The organism is Bacillus cereus group sp. MG20 (assembly GCF_040459885.1).
Classification (GTDB): Bacteria; Bacillota; Bacilli; order Bacillales; family Bacillaceae_G; genus Bacillus_A; species Bacillus_A cereus.
The window spans coordinates 1,415,823-1,432,591 of sequence record NZ_JARVHF010000001.1 but is presented as its reverse complement, the minus strand read 5'-3'; the positions used below and the strand labels follow the sequence as shown (position 1 = coordinate 1,432,591).

The following is a 16,769-nucleotide window of genomic DNA, read 5'->3' as shown; positions in this document are numbered from 1 at the left end:
GAAAATGGAACATAAAACTTTATCAATAGGTTTCATTGGTATTGGCGTAATGGGAAAAAGTATGGTTTATCACTTAATGCAAGATGGTCATAAAGTATATGTATATAATAGAACGAAAGCAAAAACAGATTCTTTAGTGCAAGATGGTGCACAATGGTGTGATACGCCAAAAGAGTTAGTGAAGCAAGTTGATATTGTAATGACAATGGTTGGATATCCACATGATGTAGAAGAAGTGTATTTTGGTATAGAAGGAATTATAGAACATGCAAAAGAAGGTACGATAGTAATTGACTTTACGACATCTACACCTACTTTAGCAAAACGTATTAATGAAGTTGCAAAAAGCAAAAATATATATACGTTAGATGCACCTGTCTCAGGAGGAGATGTTGGTGCGAAAGAAGCAAAACTCGCAATTATGGTAGGTGGAGAGAAAGAAATATATGATAGATGCTTACCTTTACTTGAAAAGTTAGGAACAAACATTCAATTACAAGGACCAGCTGGGAGTGGACAACATACAAAAATGTGCAATCAAATTGCGATTGCTTCCAATATGATTGGAGTATGTGAGGCTGTTGCTTACGCGAAGAAGGCTGGACTGAATCCAGATAAAGTGTTAGAGAGTATTTCAACAGGGGCAGCAGGTAGTTGGTCATTAAGTAATTTAGCTCCTCGAATGTTAAAAGGAGACTTTGAGCCAGGATTTTATGTAAAGCATTTTATGAAAGATATGAAAATTGCTTTAGAGGAAGCAGAAAAATTACAATTACCAGTCCCAGGCTTAAGTTTGGCGAAAGAATTGTATGAAGAGTTAGTTAAGGATGGCGAAGAAAATAGTGGAACACAAGTATTATATAAAAAATATATAAGGGGGTAAACGAGGTGGACCTTCAAAATTTTGATGAGATGATTGATACTGTACAGCGAGCTACTTGTATGCAAATTAATGAAAAACAAAAAGAAGCTTTTAAACAAAAATATGATTTTGAACCAGACTTTGAATATGGAAGAGATGAGAAGGGGCATTATGTAATTCGAACCTCTAAAAAGATGTTAGAAGAAATGGAGTTTTATTTGGCATTGAAATATGATCGTGATGGAGTGGATCTTTATATGCAAGCTGAGATTGACGGTATATTTCATGTATCTGTTAGCTATGGTGAAGATGCCCTACATCTACAAGAATTGTTTCAATTTCTAGAAGAAAATAAATAAAAGTCCTCATTTGAGGACTTTTATTTATTTAGTCATTATAAGTTAGAAGCGCGGCGACATCGTTCAACCGGGAATGGGATAATTTGTGCGATGTGATTAGGACCAAATTGTTTTGTACGAGCATGGCGTATTATATAAAAAGCACACAGAATTGAAACAGGAATAGCGCCGAATAAACCAAATAATAAAGCGCTTACACAAGATGCGGCAAATCCTAAAACACCAATTTCTAACTCTTCCATAATAGCTCCTAAAATAACAGGAAATGCTCCACATGTAACTCCAAGTATAAGTGCGATAAGTAAGCTCATGATTATCCCCCTCTGTTTGCGATATTATTTTCCTTCTTAGTTAATTGTAGTATATCACATTTAAAACAGAATTTTCAGAAAAATTTCAATAAATGTTCAATAAATGTTCAAAAAATACACTTGAAAAATCAAGGCGTTAAATTTGTGATGAAATGGTACTTTTGAGTAAATAAAAAATCAGGCTTATTTCAAAAGTGAAATAAGCCTGTTCCATAGGAGGATGTATATATGTAGAGTGAATAAAAGTTTGGAAAAGGGGATCCAAGTCCTTTTATTCAACTAACTACCTTAATAGATTGGAACCCAGCCTTCAGTTGTCACAAAAATACGAATAGCTACAACTTGACGATCATCTTGCAAGGTAAAATAATGTCTTGCATTTTCTGGAACAGATATTAGATCGCCTGGCTCAAGTTCAACATCAAAGAATTTCCCATCTTTGCCTTCAATAGCGAAAATGCCATGACCACTGACGATAAAGCGGACTTCGTCGTCTGTATGATGATGTTCTTTTTGGAAATTAATTAATAATTCGTCAAGGTTAGGTGTGCTATTTGAAAGGGAAATTACATCATGTGCTTTATAACCTCGACGTGCTGAAACATCAGCGATTTCTTTTGAAAAAACAGCTAATATTTCAGCTTTGTTTTCATCTGTTAAAGAATAATTTTCATTTAAATGAGTAGGAAGTTTAGAAATATTCCATTTCTCATATAAAACGCCTTCCTCTTGTAGAAATTTAGATACTTCCACTTCATTTTCAATACGAGTATTTACTTCATGAATACGAATTTGCGCCATTAGAAACGCCTCCTTGAATTGATAATAGTTTTATATGAAATTGGAATAAAAACTCATAAGCTTCTAATCTCTTCTTTGCATCAAAGCTATCTCGGCCCCATACGGTAATACCGTGGTTACGGATTAATACCGCTCCCGAATCACCTTGTATATGCTTTCGGAAGTTTTCTCCAAGCGTTGGGATATGGGCATGGTTTTCGATAATAGGAATGTGAATTGTTGCACCTTCTTCCCAAATATCGAGAGCTTTAATAATTTCTTGATTTTGAAGGGTAACTGCATCACTATATAAATTTGTGATGACATTATTATCAGTTGTATGAACATGAAGTACGCACCCGGCATTCGTATTGTTATAAATATGTGTATGCAATATTGTTTCTGCTGAAGGGCGTAATTCAGTCTCTAAAACGGGAACTCCTACATGATCTACTAATAGAAAATCATCTGGAGTGGTTTTTGTTTTATCTTTACCGCTTGCTGTAATGAGAAAAGTCAGTGGCTCATGACTAACTTTTATAGAAATATTACCACTTGTTGCTGGGAACCAATTTCGAGTTGTTAATTCTTTTTTTATCTCGCTTAAGTCATACCATTGACGAAAAAGTTGTTTCATGATTTCACCTCCAACAAATGTTTTAATTCATTTTGAATATCATGGAATGTTTCAAACGGTGTATAAGCAATATAATTCTCTTCACACTTTGTAATAAGGAAGTCACGAGCAAATACTTTATCTGCTTGTTTCGCAGCTTGTAAATCAGTAATTGAATCTCCAATCACAATATGGAAGTCATTCGTATCACTCAATTTACGGATGAGTGATGATTTACATAATCCGCAATGATTTTGACAATGATGATCACAAGGATGAGGCCAATTCACCGTAATGTATTCATTTGAAAAATCTGTTTCATTACAGTAAATTTGCTCTTTTGGAATGAGTCCTTGTAAGAGTGGATAGACGAAGAAATCCATTCCACCTGATATAACGTAAAAAGAAATGTTATTTTCATTTACAAATTGTATAAATTCATGAAAACCATTACGAATTTCAGCAGTTTCTATTAAAAATTGAATAATTTCATCGTGCAGATGAGTAGGTATTAATCGAAATAATTGAGAAACACCTTCTTGAATAGATAGCTCTTGTGATAAAATTCTATTCTTTACTTCTTCAGCTTCTGGTGGTGCGAATTTTTCCATAATGGACATAATGTTATCATTATTTGTAATCGTGCCATCGAAATCACAAAATACTTGAATACTCATAATTTCACCTCATGAGAGGGATTTCCCCATATTTGTAGTGCACTATGCAAATTTATGTCATCTACTTCATGGAGTGGTTTATTTTGCAAAGTAGCATCAATTGCAGTACGGAATGCTTTACCACCGCCTTGCGCTCCATTTGGATGTCCATGTATCCCGCCGCCAGCATTAATAACAACATCTTTACCGAAATCTCGTACAATAAAGGGAACGAAACCAGGGTGAATACCAGCAGATGGAACAGAAAAGCTCTTCTTGAAAAATGCATCGTCTTCAGTTAAATATTTTGAGATAGCAAGAGCTTCCTCTTTTTCTAGCGCAACACTTCCGTATGGAGATGGGAATAATGAAAAGTCAGCCCCGGCATAGCGTAGTAGCTTTCCGAGTAATAATGGAGATGAAATTCCATATAACTTAGATGCTGAATAAGCACCACTTACAGCAGGGTGTGCCATAATAGGAACTGGGATTTCATCATCTTCTGCAAGTGATTGTAGTACATCTAGTCCGTAAGCAAATACGTTAAATAATAGAATATCAGCTCCAGCTTGCACTGCACGTTTCGCATTTTCTTTTAAATCAAAAGTTCGTCCTGTTAAATTTACGGCATATAACGTTTTATGTCCGTATGTTTCATATACGGATTGTAAAACTTCTTTTCCAGATACAATGCGTTTCGTAAGTGGTGTTAATGCATTTTCAAATAATATTTCATCATCTTTTACTATATCTACACCACCACTTGCTTGATCACGTAATTGCGTTTTTAAATACCCAATATTTCGTCCAATCATTCCTTTAAAAATACTCATTAAAAGGGGACGATCATGCACTTGTAAAAGGTTTCGAATACCATCTATCCCGAATTTTGGACCAGGAAAATGTTTTTTTAACTCGTCTGAAAAAGTTAAGTCAATTAATTTTACTTCGCCATCAAGGGATAGCTTTCCAAATGTAGTCGTTAAAATTGCTGGTAAATCTGGACTGAAGTTTAATAACGGATATTCGATTTTAATAATTCCGCGTTTTACTTTTTTACGTAAATATGAATTCGTATGTTCATGTTCAGCTAATTCCTCAACATGAATGACATTGCCTTTATGCTGTTTTAATTGTTCTTGTAATAAGTGTGGCAAATGAGTCCAAGAGCCAATTGTTAAACCAAGTGCAATTTGCTCAGCTTTTTTTTCTAAGTTATGTGAACCGTCATGGATCAAATACGTCGCTATTATTCCGCTCATTGTTATAACCTCCTAGTTAAATAAAAAAACCTCTCAGCTAAGGAGAGGTTTTTTTACAACCAGCTCCTTATCTGTCAGCATAATGCTGCGAGAATTAGCACCGTGTCTACGATTGTAGATCGGTTGCCGGGTTTCGTCGGGCTCGTCCCTCCACCTGCTCTTGATAAGAAGTATTTAGAAATGTTTAAATTTTTAAGATAACTGAATTTTGTCAGATATTTTTCATGTTGTCAATTACTTTTTAAAAAAATTTAATTTATCAATTCGATTAATGGCTTCTCGTAATCTATCTTTTGTATGCAAGAGACCAACACGGACATACCCTTCGCCATGTTCACCAAATCCAACACCAGGAGCAACTGCAACATGTGCTTTTTCTAGTAAAATATCAGCAAATTGCTCAGAGGTATATCCTTTTGGAACAGGAAGCCATGCAAAGAATGACCCTGTTGGAATGTCTACATTCCAACCAATTGAGTGACAAGCTGAAATAAGAGCGTTTCTCCGAGATTCGTAACTATTTACAAGATCTACTACACAAGACTGTGAACTTAATAGTGCTTCGCGAGCAGCATCTTGAATTGCACCAAAAATACTAACATACATATGATCTTGCAATAGGTTAATGGTTTCGATGACACTTTTATTTCCAACTGCAAAAGCAATACGCCATCCAGCCATATTGAAAGTTTTCGATAACGTGTAAATTTCAATTCCTATATCTTTCGCACCGTCTGCTTGCAAGAAACTAACAGGTTTTTGACCATCAAATCCGATAGCGCCGTAAGCGAAATCGTGAACAACTAATATATTATGTTTATTAGCAAAATGAATGGTTGTATCAAAAAAATCTTTTGATGCAGTAGCACCTGTAGGGTTATTTGGATAGTTTAAAAACATTAACTTTGCCCGTTCAGCGATAGAGTCGTCAATTTTTTTATAATCCGGTAAAAAATGATTTTCTGCAATAAGCGGCATGGTTTCAAAGTGTGCCTTTGCTAAGGCAACCCCAGATAAATAATCTGGATAGCCTGGATCCGGAACGAGAATTGTATCACCAGGATTTGTAAAACAAATTGGTAATTCTACTAGTCCAGCCTTCCCACCAAACAAAATAGCAACTTCAGTTTTTGGGTTTAATTCGACGCCGTATTCACGTTTATAGAATGTAGTCACGGCTTCCTTTAAGCTTTCATGTCCGCGAAATGGCGGATATTTATGATGAATGGTCTTTTCGGCAGCATCTTGTAAAGCTTTTACGATATGCTGCGGTGTTGGTTGATCTGGATTACCTTGACCTAGATTAATAACATCGTGACCAGCTGCAACGACTTTGTTAACTTTTGCAACAAGTGAAGCGAAAAATTGTGTTGGCAATGATGTTACTATCTCAGAAGGTTGAAATAATTTCATACTTTCCACCTCTTTTGAAAGTTGTTACAATTCTAGTGACAAATGATATAATCTTTCCAGTATTTTGTAAAGAAAAAAATAAGAATGGGGCTGAAAAAATGAAAGTCGCATGTATTCAAATGGATATTGTTTTTGGAGATGTAGAAAAAAATATTGAGAATGCTAAAAATAAAATAAGCGAAGCTATGAAGGAAAGGCCAGATGTTATCGTCTTACCAGAACTATGGACAACAGGATATGATTTAACGAGACTTTCTGAAATTGCAGATAGGGATGGAGTGGAAACGAAAGAAAAGTTAATAGAATGGGCGAAGCAATATGATGTACATATTGTTGGTGGTTCTATAGCAAAGCAAACAGAGCAAGGCGTTACAAATACGATGTATGTTGTAAATAATGAAGGACAGCTAGTCAACGAATATAGTAAAGTACATTTATTTCAGCTTATGGATGAACATAAATATTTAATAGCCGGTAATGGTACGGGCGAATTTAAGCTGGATGATGTTGAATGCGCTGGAACAATTTGTTATGATATTCGTTTTCCAGAGTGGATGCGTGTCCATACTGCTAAAGGGGCAAAAGTATTATTTGTTGTAGCAGAATGGCCATTAGTTCGTTTAGCACATTGGCGTTTGCTATTGCAAGCAAGAGCAGTTGAAAATCAGTGTTATGTTGTTGCATGTAATAGAGCAGGAAAGGATCCAAATAATGTATTTGCGGGTCATTCTTTAATTGTGGACCCTTGGGGTGAAGTTGTAGTAGAGGCGAATGAAGAGGAATCAATTTTATTTGGAGAGCTTGAATTCGAGAAAATTAAAGAAGTACGTAAAGGAATTCCAGTTTTTGCGGATCGCCGTCCAGAATTATACAAATAAAATGTTGACAAGTGATTTTTATTCTTGGTATAGTCTTCAACATAAAGTTAAAAATTCAAAAAATTATACAACTCTTATCAAGAGCAGGTGGAGGGATTTGGCCCGATGAAGCCCAGCAACCGACCGTAATACCATTGTGAAATGGGGCGTTTATTACGCCAAAAGGCACGGTGCTAATTCCAGCAGAAAGTAAAACTTTCTGGCAGATAAGAGGGGAGAAGATAAACTTCAAACCTCTTTCTTAGTGGAAAGAGGTTTTTCTATGTTAGAAAAACCTCTGAATTTAAAAAGGGGGAGAAGACGATGGGATATTATTCATTAACAGAAATAACAGCTGTACAATATGCGAAAGATCATGGCTATTTTGAAGCAAAGGCAAATGTCGTTTGTCATGAAATTGGAGACGGAAACTTAAATTACGTGTTCAAATTAGATGATGGAGAGAAATCAATTATAATAAAACAAGCACTGCCTTATGCGAAAGTAGTTGGTGAAAGCTGGCCATTGTCTATAAAAAGAGCAACGATTGAAAGCAAGGCATTACAAATTTTTGCGCAGTATGTACCGGATTATGTTCCAGTAGTGTACAGTCATGATGAAGAGTTAGCGATAACGGTAATAGAAGACTTATCAAGACTAACAATTACAAGAAAAGGATTAATAGACGGAGAAGAATATCCGCTTTTATCCCAGCATATCGGCCGTTTTCTAGCACATGTTTTATTTTATACTTCAGATTTTGGTTTACAGTCAGAAGAGAAGAGGGTACTAGAAGGTACCTTTGTAAATCCGGACCTTTGTAAAATTACAGAGGATTTAGTGTTTACAGATCCGTTTGGACATTATGATACAAATGATTATGAGCCAGATTTACAGCTCGTGGTTGATGAACTTTGGAGTGATAAAACTTTAAAACTAAAAGTAGCACAATATAAATATAAGTTCTTAACAAGAAAAGAAACTCTTATTCATGGTGATTTACATACTGGTAGTATTTTTTCGTCACCTTCTGAAACGAAAGTGATTGATCCAGAATTTGCGACATATGGCCCATTTGGATTTGACATAGGTCAATTTATTGCAAATCTATTATTAAATGCTTTATCTAGAGAAGAAGAGAAAAGAAGTGTACTATTTTTCCATATAGAAAAGACGTGGAGTTATTTTGTAGAAACTTTTACAAAGTTATGGATTGGAGAAGGTGTAGAAGCATATACGAAAGAAAAACAATGGTTACCAATTATTTTGCAAAATATCTTTACTGATGCAGTTGGATTTGCCGGATGTGAACTGATTCGTAGAACAATTGGTTTAGCTCATGTAGCAGATTTAGATGAAATAGAAAATAAAGAAACAAGAATTCAAGCTAAGAAACAAGCGCTATCCTTAGGTAAAGAACTAATAAAATATGAATCTAAAAGTGCTGATATTCAACTGTTTCGAACATTATTTCAACAGACAGTTTCAGGGGGCGTAAAAGCGTGAGTACAATTGTTACTGTTCCGAGATCTGTAAGCTGGAAAGGTGATGCAATTGCGGTATTAAATCAAACGAAATTGCCGCATAGCACAGAATACAAAACATTGACGACTATTGAAGAGGTTTGGAAAAGCATCGTAATGTTAGAAGTACGAGGAGCGCCTGCAATTGGAATTGTAGCTGCATTTGGCTTGGCGCTTGCATCAAAAAAATATAGCACTGTACATATTGAAGAATTTCAAAAGAAGTTTAATAGAGATTGTAATTATTTAGGAACGTCACGCCCGACAGCAGTAAATTTATTTTGGGCAATTGATCGTATGAGAGAATCTATTCGAGAGATTACTACAATAAAAGAAGCACAAAAAACATTAGAAGAAGAAGCGCTTCGCATTCAGCAGGAAGATGAAGAGGTCTGCCGAAATATTGGGGAATATGCGTTAACATGTTTTAAAGATGGCGATAATATTTTAACAATCTGTAACGCTGGAAGTATCGCAACTGCCAGATATGGAACTGCATTAGCTCCCTTTTATATTGGAAAAGAGAAAGGTGTGCGTTTACATGTATATGCGTGTGAAACGAGACCAGTTTTACAAGGTGGTCGCTTAACGACCTGGGAATTGAAGCAAGCAAATATTGATGTGACCCTTATTACAGATAATACTGCAGCTCATGCTATTCAAACGAAAGAAATAAATGCAATTATTGTAGGGGCGGATCGAATTGTCGCAAATGGAGATACGGCAAATAAAATAGGGACAATGAATTTAGCTATTTTAGCAAAGTACTTTGATATCCCATTTTATGTTGCTGCGCCACTGTCAACATTTGATGTTACGAAAGAAACTGGAGCCGAAATAATTATTGAAGAAAGAGATGAAACAGAAGTTACGAAAATCTTTGGAAAACAAGTAGCACCAATTGGAACGAATGTTTATAACCCTGCATTTGACGTAACACCGAACGAATTAATTACAGGAATTATTACTGAGAAAGGTATTATAAGCGGGGATTATAAACGAGAAATTGCATCATTATTTGAAAAACAGGCTAATACATAATAGCTTGTTTTTTTATGCCTAAATGCATTGTTTTCTCTTACTTATATAATGAAAGGAGGAGAAGAGGATGGAAGAGTGGATCAAGATGATAGGTAATGTAGGGTTTCCAATTGTTGTAACATTATATTTACTCCACCGTATTGAAAGTAAATTAGAGGGGGTAATTGTTGCAATTGAGAAGCTCCCGCGGCAATTACTAAAGTACGAAGATCCTCGCAATAAAAAATAAAGTTTGCTCTTCTTGAGCAAACTTTATTTTTTATTGAGCAGTATAGCCACCATCGATAACGACAGCTTGACCAGTAATACCTTTAGCTTTTTCACTCGCTAAAAACATAGCATAATCAGCGATTTCTTGTACTTGTAATAAGCGCTTTTGTGGGACGAGTGGATAAATAACATCTTCTAAAACATTTTCAAGTGGTACATTTCGTGTAGTAGCTAAGTCTTGTAGTTGATTACGTACAAGAGGGGTATCGACATAACCAGGGCAAAGGGCATTAACAGTAATACCATGCGTAGCACCTTCTAAAGCGGCAACTTTTGTTAATCCAATTACGCCATGTTTTGCACTATTGTAGGCAGCTTTTCCAGCAAACCCGACAAGGCCGTTAATAGAAGCGACATTAATAATACGACCATATTTTTGTTGTTTCATAATCGGAAAGGCATGCTTAATTGCGATAAACGGAGCAATTTGCATAATTTGAATTAGTAGCTCAAACTTTTCCGTTGGAAAGTCTTCAATGGGTGAAACGTGTTGCATTCCTGCGTTGTTAATTAATATATCTAATGAACCGAAATGACTAACTGTTTGAGAAATTGATGCTGTAATTTCCTCTTCAGATGTAACGTCACATTTTAAACCGATAGCTTGAAAACCTTCACTTTGCAATTGCTCAGCAGCTTCTTTCGCACGTTCTTCAAGACGATCAGTAATCACAACTTTTGCACCTTCTTTTGCAAAAGTATTTCCCATTTCATATCCAATACCACTCGCAGCACCTGTTAAAAAGACAACTCGATTTGTAACCATGATGAAAAACATCCCTTCATAATAAAGTTTTCATAGTGCTCTATTTAGAGAGGTTATAATGAAAATCCTGCAAACATTTGGAAAAAATATCGTTAGCTATCTTGTTTTGCAAAATAGTCTTTGCTATACTATTTTGTAAAGCAAGATACTTACACTTATCTATCTTGTAAAACAAGATAGTAGGAGGATTTGAATTATGTCGACAAGTCAAATGCTGAAAGGGATCTTAGAAGGATGCTTACTTGCTATTATTTCTGAAGGCGAAATATACGGTTATGAAATGAGTGAGAAGCTAGCAAAGTATGGTTTTACAATGGCGAGTGAGGGAAGTATTTATCCGTTATTAATACGAATGCAAAAAGAAGGACTAATAACAAGCGTAATGAAGGAATCTCCATCTGGTCCAAAGAGAAAATATTACACATTAACAGAAAAAGGCGAGGAAGCACTTGATGAATTTATGGATCGCTGGGAAGCGATGCAAAGTAGTGTAGAACGTCTACTTGAAGGGAAGGGAAGGAGAAAATAATGTTATCAAGTGAAGCACGAAAGTTTTTGTTAGATATGAGATTATTTTTGACGGCAAAGAGTGTGAAAGAAAGTGATATTGAAAACTTTTTAGAAGACGCAGAACTTCATTTAATAGAAGGTGAGAGTGAGGGGAAGAGTGTAGAAGATATTTTCGGAAGCTCACCGAAAGAATATGCAAATGAACTTGTAAAAGTGATGGAAAGAGATAGACAGGAAACGTGGAAGCAAATTGGTTTTACAGTAATGAATATCGTATCTTTTTGGATTATTGCTTCTATCTTAATAGTGAATAATGGAATGTTACAGATTTCACTTATTCAGTGTATCGGTTACAGTTTTTCATTGATTTTAGTTGTTATAGGTCCTAATTTTCTACTTCGCAAAATGACCTTCGTCACAAGCTTTACAAAAACATGGTTTTCCATGTGGTCTTTAGTTATGATTGCTCCATTGTTTTTATTAGGAGCTGTTACGATATTAGATGTGATATATCCTACAAAAATGCTCACATTCACCGAAGTCCAAAGTTATATATTAGCTGGTGGGATTTTTATCATAACAGTAGCGATAAATATATATTTTGAAGGATGGTTTAAAAACTTATATTTAATCATTCCACTTTCTATTATGTTACTGTTTAAAACATTTACATCTGAAGATCTCATGCCAATGCTATTTCAAATTATATGTTTATACGGAAGTTTGTTTATTTTAATTTTCCTTGAAATTATGATGAAGACGAATAGAAGAGAAATGGTTAAATAAGGGAGGGGTTATAATGAATGTTTCTAAAGAAGGAGAAAAGTTTTTAATCGATACGAAAGTATATTTAATAACAAAAGGGATTAAAGAAGAAGAGGTGGACGCCTTTCTAGAAGATGCAGAGTTTCATTTAGTAGAAGGTGAAAAAAAGGGGAAGACGGTAAGGGACATATTTGGTGACTCACCAAAAGAGTATGCGGAAGAATTAGCGAAAGAGATGGAGAAGGATAAAAGCGGGAGTATAAAGACTATTTTAGGAATGATAATTGGAATAGGAGGATATTGGTTACTTACAAATATTTTATTTGGAAATCCGAATCAACAATTTACGTTAACGAATGTACAGTTAATCGGTTATCCTATCGTTTTAATCATTACGATTATTGGAACGATTGTTGCGTTTAGAATGTCTTCTTTTAAAAGTAAATTAGTAGAGTTTGGAATTATTTATGTAGTAGTGATGATACCTATTTTATTATTAGTGTTATTAATATTTATGAATAAATGGTATGGGACGCCAATTTTACAATTGTCGACAATACAGACATATATATTAGCAGTAACTATATTTTTATTACTTCTTATTGGTGAAGTATATGTTCTTGGTTGGATGGGTGTTGTGGTACTAATTGTTCCTCTTGCGATTATGTTCTTATTTAAAGACTTAGAAGAAAGAAATGTATTTTGGGGAATTGCAAAGATCTTACTTATGTATGGAAGTATATATGGATTAATGAGATGGTCTTTAAAAATTGAAGAAAGAAAAATTGAGAACTAGAAATTCAATAAAAAGCGGCTGCTCTGGATATGCAAAAAATTATTTCCAAAGAAATATTATATAGGGATTTGTAGAGGGATTACATTTACATTTAGTTGTCTATTTTTATTTCTAGCAGCCGGGATTTGGTTTGTTGATTGGAACAAGTTGTTTTAAACAGTAACATGAGGGTTACTGTTTTTTTCTTTGTAGTAAAGAGCTTTGTAAAGAGAGCGCTTTTTGTTCTGTTGTTAATAAGGAATGAATATGAACGTTTTCTGGACGAGGGACTATCGGATACATAAGATTTGTTGGAGAAGGGTGGTGCTCCGAGCCCGTTGGAGAATGAGGATCTGCATGAGTAAGTTTTCCATGAATACGTCTTGTAAATAAAATATGACCGATTTCGTGAGCGAGCGTATATATATTTTTCATAGGGGCAGCCGAATTTGTTAAAACGATATAGCCAGTAAGTTGCTGTTGTTTTGCTAAAGAATAAGCGCAGGCAATTACTGCTGTTTCTTTGAAATAATCACTGCCAATATAACAAATATAAAGGTCGCATTCAGGAGCTTCATTTACACATGTTTGGAAAAAGGATGCCAACTTTTCTTGACTTTGAATGGAATTTTTATAACTGATTTCACGGTCAAAAAAACGGAAAAGTTCATTTAATACAATTACTTCTTGAATTTGAAATGTAATGGGGTGCCAAATTGATTCTGCAACAGCTAAATCTTTTGCGATGCGGTCATCAGAAATATCGGCGCCGGGAGTAATGCAAATACATATATTGACGTATGGATCCATAAGGAACACCTCAAATGAAAAAAAGTTCTTCCTATAATATATGTGGGAAAAAGATGTCATGTATGGATAAACGCCTTCTTTATTGAATATATAGATGACAAGTCGAAAAAATTTCATAGTTCTATAACATGGTATGGTCGTCTTTTTGATATAGTAAAGGAAAGGGGGAGAATATATGTATACATTAAAAATCGTTTCAGACAGAGAAGCACTTTATCAATTTGCGAGTTATGTAAGAGTTGTACAAGGGGTTGAAGATGTATATGTAGAGGTGGGAGAACCTTTATATGAACATCCTTTAATGAAGTTTTATGTACATATTAAGCTGAAAGAAACATATGAGCAGCATAAAGCGTTACAGGAAATAGCAAGGTTAGTAGAATTGGGCCGTTTTACATATGTCCATTATCGTAATGATGAAATTGAGGAAGCTTTTGAAGCTGTAAAATATGAAAGTTTTAAGAAATAAAGGTGAAAAAATGGAGGCGAAAGCTTCCTTTTTTTCTTTAAAATTACATGAACAAAAAGAGAGAAATTTTGTTATGATAAGGGAGGTTAGGGAAAGGGGAATTTACATATGGGGTATATTGAAGAGTTACGAAAAGTCGTTGGTACAAGACCGCTTATTCTCGTAGGATCAGCAATCATTATATTAAATGATAATCAAGAAGTATTGCTTCAATATCGTTCAGATACATATGATTGGGGTGTACCTGGCGGGGCGATGGAACTGGGTGAAACGACAGAAGAAACGGCACGTAGAGAGTTATTTGAGGAAACGGGGTTAACTGCAAAAATAATGCAATTTCTTGGTGTTCTATCAGGAAAAGAAGTATATTTCCGTTATCCGAATGGCGATGAAATTTTCAATGTCATTCATCTGTATCAGGCACATCATGTGAGCGGGGAATTAAAGCTCGATCATGAAGGGTTGAAACTTCAATATTTTCCAGTAGATAAGTTGCCAAAATTGAATGAAACGACAGAGAAAATTTTGCAAAAGTTTTTATATGCACTGACAGAATAGAAGGTTAATTCCTTCTATTTTTATTATATGAAATATTTTGATTTTTTAGTATGTTTATAGTATGATAGTTGTAGATATACATCTTATGGAATTTCACCTAAAAACTGACTAGGGTACATAAGAGAGGGGCAAGTACAAAATGCATAATGTTGTTATTACAGCTGCAGTTCGTTCGCCAATTGGAACTTTTGGAGGAGCGCTAAAAAATGTAACGCCAGTAGAATTAGCTGTTCCTGTACTTCAGGAAGCTGTAAAACGAGGCGGGGTAGAACCACATGAAGTTGATGAAGTAATTTTAGGTCATTGTATTCAAAGAACTGATGAAGCAAATACGGCGAGAACAGCTGCATTAGCGGCAGGATTTCCTGACACAGTTACGGGATATACAATCCAACGTCAATGTTCTTCAGGTATGCAAGCAATTATGTCAGCTGCAATGCAAATCCAATTAGGTGTAAGTGATGTTGTTGTTGCAGGTGGAGTAGAAGCGATGAGTTCGAGCCCTTATGCATTGAAACAGCACCGCTGGGGACAACGTCTACAGCACGGAGAAATTCGTGATACGGTGTGGGAAGTGTTAGAAGATCCGATTCACCATATTATGATGGGTGAAACAGCGGAAAATTTAGTTGAACAATATGAAATTACAAGAGAGGAACAAGATGAAGTTGCTCTTCGCAGTCATACATTGGCACTGAAGGCAATCGAGTCTGGACACTTTGACGATCAAATTGTTCCTATTACAATAAAAGAACGTAGAAAAGAAGTAGTATTTTCGAAGGATGAGCATCCACGTGCAGATATTACAGCGGAAAAATTAGCAGGGTTAAAACCAGCATTCCGTAAAGATGGGTCTGTAACTGCAGGTAATGCATCTGGCCTTAATGACGGGAGTGCAGTTCTAGTATTAATGAGCGAAGAAAAAGCGAAAGAAAAAGGTTTACAACCGTTAGCTAGAATTGTTGGATATTCAGTAGCTGGGGTAGATCCGAAAATTATGGGTATTGGACCAGCACCAGCAATTCGTAAAGGTTTAGAAAAAGTGGATTGGTCATTAGAAGATGCAGATTTACTTGAAATTAATGAAGCTTTCGCGGCTCAATATTTAGCTGTAGAGAAAGAGTTAGGTTTAGACCGTGAAAAAGTGAACGTAAACGGTAGTGGCGTAGGACTTGGGCATCCAATTGGTTGTACAGGGGCTCGTATTACGGTAAGTTTAATTCACGAATTAAAAAGACGTGGGTTAGAAAAAGGAATTGCCTCTTTATGCGTCGGTGGCGGTATCGGGGTTGCCTTATTTATAGAAGCACTATAAAAAAGAAGCAGCTATTGCTGCTTCTTTTTTTATGACTCAAATAGATGATGAAATAATCGATCACGATTTTCAAAGAAAAGTTTCGTTGTTTGGTAATGCTCGGTTTCTTCTAATGTGGATTCGTGAATCCCCTCTTGTGTTAAAGAGTATATAGTAGATTCAGGGTAAGCCATTAAAATAGGAGAATGCGTCGCAATAACAAATTGTGAGCCTTGTTCCGCTAGTTCATGCATTCGAATGAGCATGGAAAGTTGTCTCATTGGTGATAGAGCGGCCTCAGGCTCATCTAAAATGTATAAACCTTGTCCTGAAAAACGATTCATAAATAAGGAAAAGAATGATTCACCGTGTGATTGTTTGTGAAGTGAGACACCACCATATGAATCAATAACTGGATTTCCGCGTGCTTCTGGATCAGCATCCATTTCATCAATATAAGAAGCAACGTTATAAAAAGATTCAGCGCGAAGAAAGAAACCGTCGTTTGGTGTATTGAAACTTTTTGAAATTCGAAGGTATTCATGTAAAGGTGAATGGGAATCGTTTGTGCTAAAACGGAAGTTCTTCGTTCCACCTTCTGCATTAAAACCTAACGCAATTGCAATTCCTTCAAGTAATGTTGATTTACCTGTTCCGTTTTCTCCAATAATGAATGTTACATTTGGATGGAAAGCTAGTGATTGTAATGTTCGAATAGCGGGTAAGCAGTAAGGATATGCGGAAAAACTAGGGATATTTTCTTTTTTTAATGTGACATTTTGTAAAAAGGGTACGTCAATCAATATATAAACCTCAATTCATAACGGATTTTAATTCTAAAAAAGCAGCAAATACAAGTGTTAATGACACCT

The 16,769-nt window shown here is 35.4% G+C and carries 21 protein-coding genes, 1 pseudogene and 2 riboswitches; of the genes and pseudogenes, 13 read left to right on the top strand and 9 right to left on the bottom strand.

Features of this window, described 5'->3' with window-relative positions; all coding sequences use genetic code 11:
- The first annotated feature begins 4 nt into the window (after positions 1-4).
- Both QCI81_RS07185 and QCI81_RS07180 read left to right on the top strand, forming a co-directional pair.
- A complete protein-coding gene (locus tag QCI81_RS07185; RefSeq protein ID WP_071729741.1) occupies positions 5-883 on the top strand; it encodes an NAD(P)-dependent oxidoreductase in 879 nt (292 codons plus the stop codon).
- Positions 884-888: 5 nt separating this feature from the next.
- Entirely contained in the window at positions 889-1,221 is a 333-nt protein-coding gene (locus tag QCI81_RS07180; protein WP_071729743.1) for a DUF3909 family protein, read from the top strand.
- 35 nt (positions 1,222-1,256) lie between these two features.
- Here the strand turns inward: QCI81_RS07180 and QCI81_RS07175 are convergent, their stop codons facing one another.
- The 6 genes from QCI81_RS07175 to QCI81_RS07150 all read right to left on the bottom strand — a co-directional run bounded on the left by QCI81_RS07175 (position 1,257) and on the right by QCI81_RS07150 (position 6,259).
- Positions 1,257-1,532: a hypothetical protein gene (locus QCI81_RS07175; RefSeq protein ID WP_071729745.1), complete on the bottom strand. Its 276-nt coding sequence runs from the start codon at positions 1,530-1,532 to the stop codon at positions 1,257-1,259.
- Positions 1,533-1,820: 288 nt separating this feature from the next.
- Positions 1,821-2,333 (bottom strand): 1,2-dihydroxy-3-keto-5-methylthiopentene dioxygenase, encoded by a 513-nt coding sequence (locus QCI81_RS07170; protein WP_000057317.1) that lies wholly within the window; start codon positions 2,331-2,333, stop codon positions 1,821-1,823.
- Positions 2,311-2,949 (bottom strand): methylthioribulose 1-phosphate dehydratase, encoded by a 639-nt coding sequence (locus tag QCI81_RS07165; RefSeq protein ID WP_000811341.1) that lies wholly within the window; start codon positions 2,947-2,949, stop codon positions 2,311-2,313. Before QCI81_RS07165 ends, QCI81_RS07170 begins: the two co-directional genes overlap by 23 nt.
- On the bottom strand, positions 2,946-3,605 hold the full coding sequence (gene mtnX, locus QCI81_RS07160) for a 2-hydroxy-3-keto-5-methylthiopentenyl-1-phosphate phosphatase (protein ID WP_000027487.1): 660 nt from the start codon (positions 3,603-3,605) through the stop codon (positions 2,946-2,948). The genes QCI81_RS07165 and mtnX overlap by 4 nt, the downstream gene beginning before the upstream one ends.
- Positions 3,602-4,846, bottom strand: coding sequence for a 2,3-diketo-5-methylthiopentyl-1-phosphate enolase (mtnW, locus tag QCI81_RS07155; protein ID WP_071729747.1), 1,245 nt, complete (start codon positions 4,844-4,846; stop codon positions 3,602-3,604). The genes mtnX and mtnW overlap by 4 nt, the downstream gene beginning before the upstream one ends.
- A gap of 64 nt (positions 4,847-4,910) precedes the next feature.
- Positions 4,911-5,016: riboswitch (SAM riboswitch) on the bottom strand.
- Between the two features lie 64 nt (positions 5,017-5,080).
- Positions 5,081-6,259 carry a pyridoxal phosphate-dependent aminotransferase gene (locus QCI81_RS07150; RefSeq protein ID WP_071729749.1) on the bottom strand — a complete coding sequence of 393 codons (1,179 nt, stop codon included), beginning with the start codon at positions 6,257-6,259 and terminating at the stop codon, positions 5,081-5,083.
- A 14-nt stretch (positions 6,260-6,273) separates the two neighbouring features.
- Between QCI81_RS07150 and QCI81_RS07145 the strand changes: the two genes are divergently transcribed.
- The 4 genes from QCI81_RS07145 to QCI81_RS07130 all read left to right on the top strand — a co-directional run bounded on the left by QCI81_RS07145 (position 6,274) and on the right by QCI81_RS07130 (position 9,909).
- On the top strand, positions 6,274-7,137 hold the full coding sequence (locus tag QCI81_RS07145) for a carbon-nitrogen family hydrolase (RefSeq protein WP_016512349.1): 864 nt from the start codon (positions 6,274-6,276) through the stop codon (positions 7,135-7,137).
- Positions 7,138-7,208: 71 nt separating this feature from the next.
- Positions 7,209-7,350: riboswitch (SAM riboswitch) on the top strand.
- 90 nt (positions 7,351-7,440) lie between these two features.
- The gene (mtnK, locus tag QCI81_RS07140) at positions 7,441-8,622 is read left to right on the top strand and encodes an S-methyl-5-thioribose kinase (protein WP_000542674.1); all 1,182 of its coding nucleotides are present in this window, start codon (positions 7,441-7,443) and stop codon (positions 8,620-8,622) included.
- A complete protein-coding gene (mtnA, locus tag QCI81_RS07135) occupies positions 8,619-9,680 on the top strand; it encodes an S-methyl-5-thioribose-1-phosphate isomerase (RefSeq protein WP_071729751.1) in 1,062 nt (353 codons plus the stop codon). The genes mtnK and mtnA overlap by 4 nt, the downstream gene beginning before the upstream one ends.
- A 67-nt stretch (positions 9,681-9,747) precedes the next feature.
- Positions 9,748-9,909, top strand: a complete 162-nt coding sequence (locus QCI81_RS07130; protein WP_000393338.1) for a YvrJ family protein — start codon at positions 9,748-9,750, stop codon at positions 9,907-9,909.
- A gap of 30 nt (positions 9,910-9,939) precedes the next feature.
- Here QCI81_RS07130 and QCI81_RS07125 read toward each other — a convergent pair whose 3' ends face one another.
- Positions 9,940-10,716, bottom strand: a complete 777-nt coding sequence (locus QCI81_RS07125) for a 3-hydroxybutyrate dehydrogenase (protein ID WP_071729753.1) — start codon at positions 10,714-10,716, stop codon at positions 9,940-9,942.
- A gap of 196 nt (positions 10,717-10,912) precedes the next feature.
- Here QCI81_RS07125 and QCI81_RS07120 point away from each other — a divergent pair, with 196 nt between their 5' ends.
- From QCI81_RS07120 to QCI81_RS07105, 4 genes and pseudogenes are all read left to right on the top strand, one after another.
- Positions 10,913-11,245, top strand: a complete 333-nt coding sequence (locus tag QCI81_RS07120; RefSeq protein ID WP_000107977.1) for a PadR family transcriptional regulator — start codon at positions 10,913-10,915, stop codon at positions 11,243-11,245.
- On the top strand, positions 11,245-12,012 hold the full coding sequence (locus QCI81_RS07115) for a DUF1129 domain-containing protein (RefSeq protein ID WP_071729755.1): 768 nt from the start codon (positions 11,245-11,247) through the stop codon (positions 12,010-12,012). Before QCI81_RS07120 ends, QCI81_RS07115 begins: the two co-directional genes overlap by 1 nt.
- 13 nt (positions 12,013-12,025) lie before the next feature.
- A complete protein-coding gene (locus QCI81_RS07110) occupies positions 12,026-12,787 on the top strand; it encodes a DUF1129 domain-containing protein (RefSeq protein WP_071729757.1) in 762 nt (253 codons plus the stop codon).
- Between the two features lie 12 nt (positions 12,788-12,799).
- Positions 12,800-12,943: pseudogene (locus QCI81_RS07105) on the top strand (DNA-binding protein); the annotation flags it as partial.
- 15 nt (positions 12,944-12,958) lie between these two features.
- Here QCI81_RS07105 and QCI81_RS07100 read toward each other — a convergent pair.
- Entirely contained in the window at positions 12,959-13,576 is a 618-nt protein-coding gene (locus QCI81_RS07100; protein ID WP_000371606.1) for an ImmA/IrrE family metallo-endopeptidase, read from the bottom strand.
- Between the two features lie 175 nt (positions 13,577-13,751).
- On the opposite strand from QCI81_RS07100, the gene QCI81_RS07095 reads away from it, so the two are divergent.
- From QCI81_RS07095 to QCI81_RS07085, 3 genes are all read left to right on the top strand, one after another.
- A complete protein-coding gene (locus QCI81_RS07095) occupies positions 13,752-14,045 on the top strand; it encodes a DUF3928 family protein (protein ID WP_000288330.1) in 294 nt (97 codons plus the stop codon).
- 108 nt (positions 14,046-14,153) lie between these two features.
- A complete protein-coding gene (locus QCI81_RS07090) occupies positions 14,154-14,603 on the top strand; it encodes an NUDIX hydrolase (protein ID WP_000540529.1) in 450 nt (149 codons plus the stop codon).
- Positions 14,604-14,742: 139 nt separating this feature from the next.
- Positions 14,743-15,918 (top strand): acetyl-CoA C-acetyltransferase, encoded by a 1,176-nt coding sequence (locus QCI81_RS07085; RefSeq protein WP_000552075.1) that lies wholly within the window; start codon positions 14,743-14,745, stop codon positions 15,916-15,918.
- 29 nt (positions 15,919-15,947) lie between these two features.
- Here QCI81_RS07085 and QCI81_RS07080 read toward each other — a convergent pair whose 3' ends face one another.
- A complete protein-coding gene (locus QCI81_RS07080; RefSeq protein WP_053563718.1) occupies positions 15,948-16,700 on the bottom strand; it encodes an AAA family ATPase in 753 nt (250 codons plus the stop codon).
- Positions 16,701-16,769: the final 69 nt, after the last annotated feature.

What these genes read in the sequence shown, in the direction of transcription:
- QCI81_RS07185 (WP_071729741.1), top strand. Translation starts at nt 5, where the DNA reads ATGGAACATAAAACTTTATCAATAGGTTTCATTGGTATTGGCGTAATG.
- QCI81_RS07175 (WP_071729745.1), bottom strand. Translation starts at nt 1,532, where the DNA reads ATGAGCTTACTTATCGCACTTATACTTGGAGTTACATGTGGAGCATTT.
- QCI81_RS07170 (WP_000057317.1), bottom strand. Translation starts at nt 2,333, where the DNA reads ATGGCGCAAATTCGTATTCATGAAGTAAATACTCGTATTGAAAATGAA.
- QCI81_RS07165 (WP_000811341.1), bottom strand. Translation starts at nt 2,949, where the DNA reads ATGAAACAACTTTTTCGTCAATGGTATGACTTAAGCGAGATAAAAAAA.
- mtnX (WP_000027487.1), bottom strand. Translation starts at nt 3,605, where the DNA reads ATGAGTATTCAAGTATTTTGTGATTTCGATGGCACGATTACAAATAAT.
- mtnW (WP_071729747.1), bottom strand. Translation starts at nt 4,846, where the DNA reads ATGAGCGGAATAATAGCGACGTATTTGATCCATGACGGTTCACATAAC.
- QCI81_RS07150 (WP_071729749.1), bottom strand. Translation starts at nt 6,259, where the DNA reads ATGAAATTATTTCAACCTTCTGAGATAGTAACATCATTGCCAACACAA.
- mtnK (WP_000542674.1), top strand. Translation starts at nt 7,441, where the DNA reads ATGGGATATTATTCATTAACAGAAATAACAGCTGTACAATATGCGAAA.
- QCI81_RS07130 (WP_000393338.1), top strand. Translation starts at nt 9,748, where the DNA reads ATGGAAGAGTGGATCAAGATGATAGGTAATGTAGGGTTTCCAATTGTT.
- QCI81_RS07125 (WP_071729753.1), bottom strand. Translation starts at nt 10,716, where the DNA reads ATGGTTACAAATCGAGTTGTCTTTTTAACAGGTGCTGCGAGTGGTATT.
- QCI81_RS07120 (WP_000107977.1), top strand. Translation starts at nt 10,913, where the DNA reads ATGTCGACAAGTCAAATGCTGAAAGGGATCTTAGAAGGATGCTTACTT.
- QCI81_RS07115 (WP_071729755.1), top strand. Translation starts at nt 11,245, where the DNA reads ATGTTATCAAGTGAAGCACGAAAGTTTTTGTTAGATATGAGATTATTT.
- QCI81_RS07110 (WP_071729757.1), top strand. Translation starts at nt 12,026, where the DNA reads ATGAATGTTTCTAAAGAAGGAGAAAAGTTTTTAATCGATACGAAAGTA.
- QCI81_RS07100 (WP_000371606.1), bottom strand. Translation starts at nt 13,576, where the DNA reads ATGGATCCATACGTCAATATATGTATTTGCATTACTCCCGGCGCCGAT.
- QCI81_RS07095 (WP_000288330.1), top strand. Translation starts at nt 13,752, where the DNA reads ATGTATACATTAAAAATCGTTTCAGACAGAGAAGCACTTTATCAATTT.
- QCI81_RS07090 (WP_000540529.1), top strand. Translation starts at nt 14,154, where the DNA reads ATGGGGTATATTGAAGAGTTACGAAAAGTCGTTGGTACAAGACCGCTT.
- QCI81_RS07085 (WP_000552075.1), top strand. Translation starts at nt 14,743, where the DNA reads ATGCATAATGTTGTTATTACAGCTGCAGTTCGTTCGCCAATTGGAACT.